The 5,880-nt window shown below is 39.4% G+C and carries 6 protein-coding genes; 2 read left to right on the forward strand and 4 right to left on the reverse strand.

Annotation, left to right across the window (positions count from 1 at the left end; all coding sequences use genetic code 11):
- Positions 1-339 precede the first annotated feature (339 nt).
- From FBD94_RS25760 to FBD94_RS25775, 4 genes are all read right to left on the reverse strand, one after another.
- Positions 340-888, reverse strand: coding sequence for an NUDIX hydrolase (locus FBD94_RS25760; RefSeq protein ID WP_136882348.1), 549 nt, complete (start codon positions 886-888; stop codon positions 340-342).
- A 12-nt stretch (positions 889-900) separates the two neighbouring features.
- Positions 901-1,674, reverse strand: a complete 774-nt coding sequence (locus tag FBD94_RS25765) for a TPM domain-containing protein (RefSeq protein WP_131612838.1) — start codon at positions 1,672-1,674, stop codon at positions 901-903.
- A 3-nt stretch (positions 1,675-1,677) separates the two neighbouring features.
- Entirely contained in the window at positions 1,678-2,121 is a 444-nt protein-coding gene (locus FBD94_RS25770) for a TPM domain-containing protein (protein WP_131612837.1), read from the reverse strand.
- 82 nt (positions 2,122-2,203) lie between these two features.
- Entirely contained in the window at positions 2,204-2,785 is a 582-nt protein-coding gene (locus FBD94_RS25775; RefSeq protein WP_131612836.1) for a LemA family protein, read from the reverse strand.
- 131 nt (positions 2,786-2,916) lie between these two features.
- Between FBD94_RS25775 and FBD94_RS25780 the strand changes: the two genes are divergently transcribed.
- Positions 2,917-4,458, forward strand: coding sequence for an NAD(P)/FAD-dependent oxidoreductase (locus FBD94_RS25780; RefSeq protein ID WP_131612835.1), 1,542 nt, complete (start codon positions 2,917-2,919; stop codon positions 4,456-4,458).
- A gap of 101 nt (positions 4,459-4,559) precedes the next feature.
- Positions 4,560-4,919: a CoA-binding protein gene (locus FBD94_RS25785; protein ID WP_131612834.1), complete on the forward strand. Its 360-nt coding sequence runs from the start codon at positions 4,560-4,562 to the stop codon at positions 4,917-4,919.
- Positions 4,920-5,880 lie beyond the last annotated feature (961 nt).

Raw genomic sequence — 5,880 nt, forward strand, 5'->3', positions numbered from 1 at the left:
ACGTGCGACTTCCTATGGAATACAGAATATGGAAATGCAGGGGGCTATGGCAATTTTTACCGTAAACTTAAAAAGAATCCTAAAACTGATCTAATATTCAATAAATCTGAGTTAAATCCAGTCAATTGCAACCAAAATGCTTATTTATCCTTCGAAAAAGACAGGTATATATTGATCAAAAAATCAGTATAACGAAATCTCAACTTTGTTCAATAAAAAAAACGATCAAGTAAAAAACATGTTCTACTTGATCGTTCCTTAAGCTGGCTCATAAATGAGGAACTTTTTCAGTGCCCTCAGTTTTTGCTTACAGGCTTTTTTAGTACAAGGAGTAATTGTTTAATATTCTTCTAGTTTCATTAATCCGTAAAATAGCGCCGCACAATGTAGGGCCTGATCTATTTTGTGGTTAGCTAGTAGCTGTTTCACTTCTGCAATGGTATATTCTTCGACAATTAGAATCTCATGTTCATCTAAATGTTGCTCATGTGTTTTTGTCCCACCCTTTAGCAGGTATGTGTAAGTTACATTGTCTGAAGTAGCTGGATTAGGATGAAGTGTTGCAATCAGTTCGGCACTTTTAAAAGAATAGCCAGTCTCTTCCAATAACTCTCTTCTGATGGCATATTCAGGTAGCTCATCGCCATCAATAACTCCACCTGGTATTTCTAAAGAAACAATATCAGCCGCATGACGGTACTGACGTACCATGATTAACTTGTTGTCTTCGGTAAGTGCAACCGCATTTACCCAGTTTGGATATTCCAATACGTAGTAATCGTCTTTTGTACTTCCATTTTGCAACTTGCAGGTGTCCACCCTAAGTGTGGCCCATCTTTCTTTCACCAGGTATTTCGATGAAAGCTTTTCCCATTTCAATATTTCCATTTAAAGTATTAATTACCAGCTTCCGCTGCTACCACCACCACCAAAACTACCACCGCCGAAGCCACCAAAGCCTCCTCCGCCGCCGCTGCTTCCACCGCCCCAGCCGCCACCGCCAGAACCTCTTCCTCCACCAAGCAGCATGCTCCAGAAAAGTGCATCGGCAACACCGCGACCGCCTATAACCTGACTGCCGCCACCGCCGCCGCCACCTTTTTTAAGCAAGATGACGATCACCACCACAATGATGATCACGAGAATGATTCCAGATCCGCCTTTACCGCCTTTTGCAGCCTTTGGTTTGTCGTTCTTATATTCGCCCTTGGTAGCAGCAATAATTGCATTTGTTCCGGCATCTAGTCCTTGATAGTAGTCGCCGGCCTTAAAGTAAGGTTTGATGTCATTATCTATAATCCGTCTGGTGTACATGTCTGGCAATACGCCTTCAACGCCATATCCAGTTTGGATAGCGATCTTCCTGTCGCCAAGCGCTACAACGATCATTATACCATTGTCTTTGCCTTTAGTGCCTACGCCCCATTTTCTGCCCAGTTGAAGGGCATAATCATTGATGTCATATTCGCCAACGGATTTGAGTATGGCAATAGCCACTTGTATAGATGTTGAATCATCAAAGGCAACCAGTTTTCGTTCCAGTTGCTGTATTTGGTCGGCCGAAAGCGTTCCTGTGTAATCATTAACTAGTGTATTGGGCTTAGCAGGGAAATCCTGGGCAAAGCCCGCAACGGAAAGAATGATCAGGAATAAGGCTATGATTGATTTCTTCATTGCCTAATGTTTTGCATGTTGATCCATAAAAATAATATGATTTGGCAGCTCATTAATGTCGTCCCCTTCAAAAGGGAAATACAAAGCCATTTTTTCTCCAGCTAGTACAATGCCGGCTATAATTCCTTGAACAATATTACCGCCTGCAAAATGGGCCTTCATTGCTACTTGTGTCATCTCCCAGAAATCGGGTGGTACAACCTTGTTGATGCCACTGTCACCTATTATTGCAAATTTATGGTCTTCGTAAGCAAGGTAGATCAGTACACCGTTGTGTTTAGCCGTTTTATCCATTCCCAGTTTCGAAAAATAGGTGGTAGCTCTTTCAAAAGCATTGCCATTGCATTTTTTTTCTACGGCTATTCTTATTTCGCCCGAAGTAGCTTTTTCAGCCTCTGAAATTGCATTCGCAATCAGCTCCTGGTCTTGTTCTGTAAATATGCCCATGATAGGATTACATGATATGAATAAGGGTAATGCGTGTTTTGATAATTAAACATGCATTACCCTTAAAAGGTGTTACTTTATATTAGAATTCTACTTTTGGTGCTTTTTCAGCTCCAGCTTCAGCTTTAAAGCCAGTTTTCTGACTAAAACCAAATATACCCGCCATAATATTATTAGGGAATGATCTTATTTTAGTGTTATATGTTTGTATAGATTCATTAAAATCTTTACGCGCAACAGCGATTCTGTTTTCAGTTCCAGCCAATTCAGCAGAAACATCTCTAAATTGTTCTGTAGCTTTTAATTGAGGGTAATTTTCTGTTACCATCAGTAAACGACTCAGCGCTTGACTAACCTGGCCTTGTGCAGCCTGGAATTTTTCGATGTTTTCTGGTGTTAATTTGTCTGGGTCAATAGTAACCTGTGTAGCTTTTGCTCTAGCCTCAGTTACCTGAGTTAAGGTAGATTGCTCAAATTTTGCTGCACCTTTAACGGTATTCACTAAATTAGGAATCAAATCTGAACGACGTTGGTACTGGGTTTCTACCTGATTCCATTTTGCTTTCACATCCTCATCAAGTTTAACCATACTATTGTAACCACATCCACTCATGGTTACAACCAGAGCTAAAACGCCTACTATTGCTAATACTGTTCTTTTCATTTTTTCGTTTTTTTTGATTTTAGTTATCGTGAGGCCAATAAACGACCTCTCGGTTTAAGTGTTAATTTACACATTAGAACTCAATTTCCGTACCTTTGTTACAAGTTCGGGATAAAAACCTGACAACGGTTATGCAAAAAGACATTGAAATCACCATGGCTCCAGAGGAAATGGAGTCTGAAAATATCCTCAAGAAAACACTCTCAACTGCCTTAAAAATAGACTTGGTACGGATTAAAGGATATAAAATTCTGAAACGCTCTATTGATGCCAGATCTAGAAAAGTAATTTATCGGTTACAGGTAAGCGTATTTATCGACGAGACGCCATTGGCAGAGATTTTTACGATAAACTATCAAAATGTCAGTAATGCTAAACCTGTAATTATTGTGGGAGCAGGGCCAGCGGGATTATTTGCTGCTTTGCAATGTATAGAAATTGGCCTTAAACCTATTGTTTTAGAGCGAGGCAAGGATGTAAAACAGCGAAGAAGAGATCTTGCTATCATCAATAAAGAAGGAATAGTAAATACAGAATCTAACTATTGCTATGGTGAGGGTGGCGCGGGAACCTATTCGGATGGAAAGCTTTATACCAGATCTAATAAGCGTGGTGATATCAACAAAGTGTTGCAGACTTTTGTGCAACATGGTGCAACAGATGATATTTTAATTGATGCCCGACCACATATCGGTACTAATAAATTACCTCAAATTATAACCGCCATCAGAGAAACTATATTAAATGCTGGCGGTGAAGTCCATTTTGATCAGAAGGTGACCGATATTCAGGTCGATTTTGGAAAAGTGAAGGGTGTGATGGTTAACGATGACTATAGTTTGTCTGCCGATGCCGTTATTTTAGCTACTGGCCATTCGGCTCGTGATATTTACGAATTGTTACATCATAAGGGAATTCTTGTTGAGGCAAAGCCTTTTGCCTTAGGCGTCAGAATTGAGCACCCGCAAGCTATTGTTGATGCGGCGCAATACCATTGTGATATTCGAAGTGAGTTTTTGCCGCCTGCTTATTACAGTTTGGTAGAGCAGGTAGGTAGTAGGGGTGTATTCTCTTTTTGTATGTGTCCGGGGGGAATTATAGCTCCATGCGCTACCTATGAAAACGAGATCGTTGTAAATGGATGGTCGCCCTCTAAAAGAAATAACCCATTTGCAAACTCTGGAACTGTGGTTCAAATTACATTGGAAGATGTAAAAGGCGATGATCCTTTAAGAATGATGCATTTTCAGGCAGAAATAGAACGGAGCGCTTTTCAATTGGGTGGTGGTAAATTGGTTGCTCCTGCACAACGGATGGTAGATTTTGTTGAGGGAAGGCTTTCTAGCGATTTACCCAAGAACTCTTATCTACCCGGGACAAAAAGTGTGATACTGAAAGATACGCTTCCTGATTTTGTGGCTTCGAGCTTAAAAAGTGCATTGCCTGTATTTGGGAAAAAGATGAAAGGCTATTATACCAATGAAGCGATTTTGGTGGGTGTAGAAAGTCGGAGTTCATCCCCTGTGCGTATTCCGAGGGATAGGGAAACGTTTCAGCATCCACAAGTTTCTGGACTATTTCCTTGTGCAGAGGGAGCCGGTTACGCCGGTGGTATTGTTTCTGCTGCTATTGATGGGGTAAACTGCGCTAATGCGGTTTTAAAGATGAGCTAATCCAAACAGATTTTAATTGTTATTTGTTATAAAGTTAAGAAATGGAATAGTTTTGGCTTACACTAGCAGAGGTATTTGTTGAAAACATATAAAATAAAACGGTGAAGAAGACTTTAATTATAGGTGCAAGCCCAAATCCTGAACGTTATGCTTATCGTGCGGCCCATATGCTTACCGCTAAAGGCCATGATATTGTGAACATTGGAATTAAAAAAGGGGAGGTTGCTGGTGTCGAAATTGAGAAACAAGGTGTAATACATCATGATATTGATACTGTAACCTTATATATAGGTACACATTTGCAAGATCAGTATTATGACTATATATTGGAAACTAAGCCTAAAAGGGTTGTTTTTAATCCTGGGACTGAAAATGTAGAATTGGAAAGTTTGTTGGTGGCTAATGGAATTGAGCCTGTAGAGGCATGTACATTGGTGTTGTTGTCTACAGGACAGTATTGATCGTTTGATTTTACAGTGTTATTTAACTTAATTTTAGATAGGCCCTTATGGTAGTAATACCGTAAGGGCTTTTTTGTGGATTAAGGTTATAGAGCTGAGAATTTTACTGTTTGCCCTTTGGTTTCCTTCGGGGATGAATTTATACATCAAGGAGTTTGAAAGGAGTCCGAAAGGAGTTTCAAAGGAGCTAGGGTCCTACCAGAGTCCTAGGAGAGTCCTACTAGAGTCCTAAGAGACTCCTACCAGTCTTAGACCATCCCCGAAGGATCTCCAAAGGATCTCCAAATATTCATCAAACAAAGGATTGGTTATTCAGCTTATGATAAATTGTATCGCATCCTTAGTCCATAATCCTACCTTTTTAAAATAGCGTTCAGTTTTTCTGGTTGTGTTGTAGGGAGTTATGGGGTTGATGGGGATAATAGTTGATTTAAGTTTGTGAGGGGAGATAATTTTCCTACTTTTGCATCCCGCTTCGGAGGAAGGGTTTGTAAGAAAAGGAAGAAGATGAAGGTTGAATGAAGGGTTAGAAAAAGAGATTGGTGTTTCTTTAAGGGTTGTTAAAAGCCTCGAAAAATAAAAGAAATAAAGTTTAATAAAAAACTTGAAAAAGCCAAAAAGATTTCTACCTTTGCAATCCCAAACAGAACGGGAGTTACCAAACGGAGTTTGTTAACAGAATAAAAAAGATTGAAACGTTGAAAATTTGAAACTGAGATTCGGAACATTAAGACCGAAACGAAACTGAAGAATAATAAACGAAGAAATATAAAGAAGATCCGTGAGGTGATTCGAGAAGTTCATTAAAGAGATGTCATTTATAAAGCATAGCGAGGTAAGATAGTACAGTTTCAAAGTACATGAAAACCAAAGCTATTTTTTCAAGTCAGAATCTAACTAGACAATATAATTAGAATAAGACTATTATTAATACAAGTTAAGAATGGTCAGTGTTCAAACA

The organism is Pedobacter hiemivivus (assembly GCF_005144565.1).
Classification (GTDB): domain Bacteria; phylum Bacteroidota; class Bacteroidia; order Sphingobacteriales; family Sphingobacteriaceae; genus Pedobacter; species Pedobacter hiemivivus.

Bases quoted from the DNA above. Each gene is read 5' to 3' on its own strand.
- FBD94_RS25760 (WP_136882348.1), bottom strand. From the start codon at position 888: ATGGAAATATTGAAATGGGAAAAGCTTTCATCGAAATACCTGGTGAAA.
- FBD94_RS25765 (WP_131612838.1), bottom strand. From the start codon at position 1,674: ATGAAGAAATCAATCATAGCCTTATTCCTGATCATTCTTTCCGTTGCG.
- FBD94_RS25770 (WP_131612837.1), bottom strand. From the start codon at position 2,121: ATGGGCATATTTACAGAACAAGACCAGGAGCTGATTGCGAATGCAATT.
- FBD94_RS25775 (WP_131612836.1), bottom strand. From the start codon at position 2,785: ATGAAAAGAACAGTATTAGCAATAGTAGGCGTTTTAGCTCTGGTTGTA.
- FBD94_RS25780 (WP_131612835.1), top strand. From the start codon at position 2,917: ATGCAAAAAGACATTGAAATCACCATGGCTCCAGAGGAAATGGAGTCT.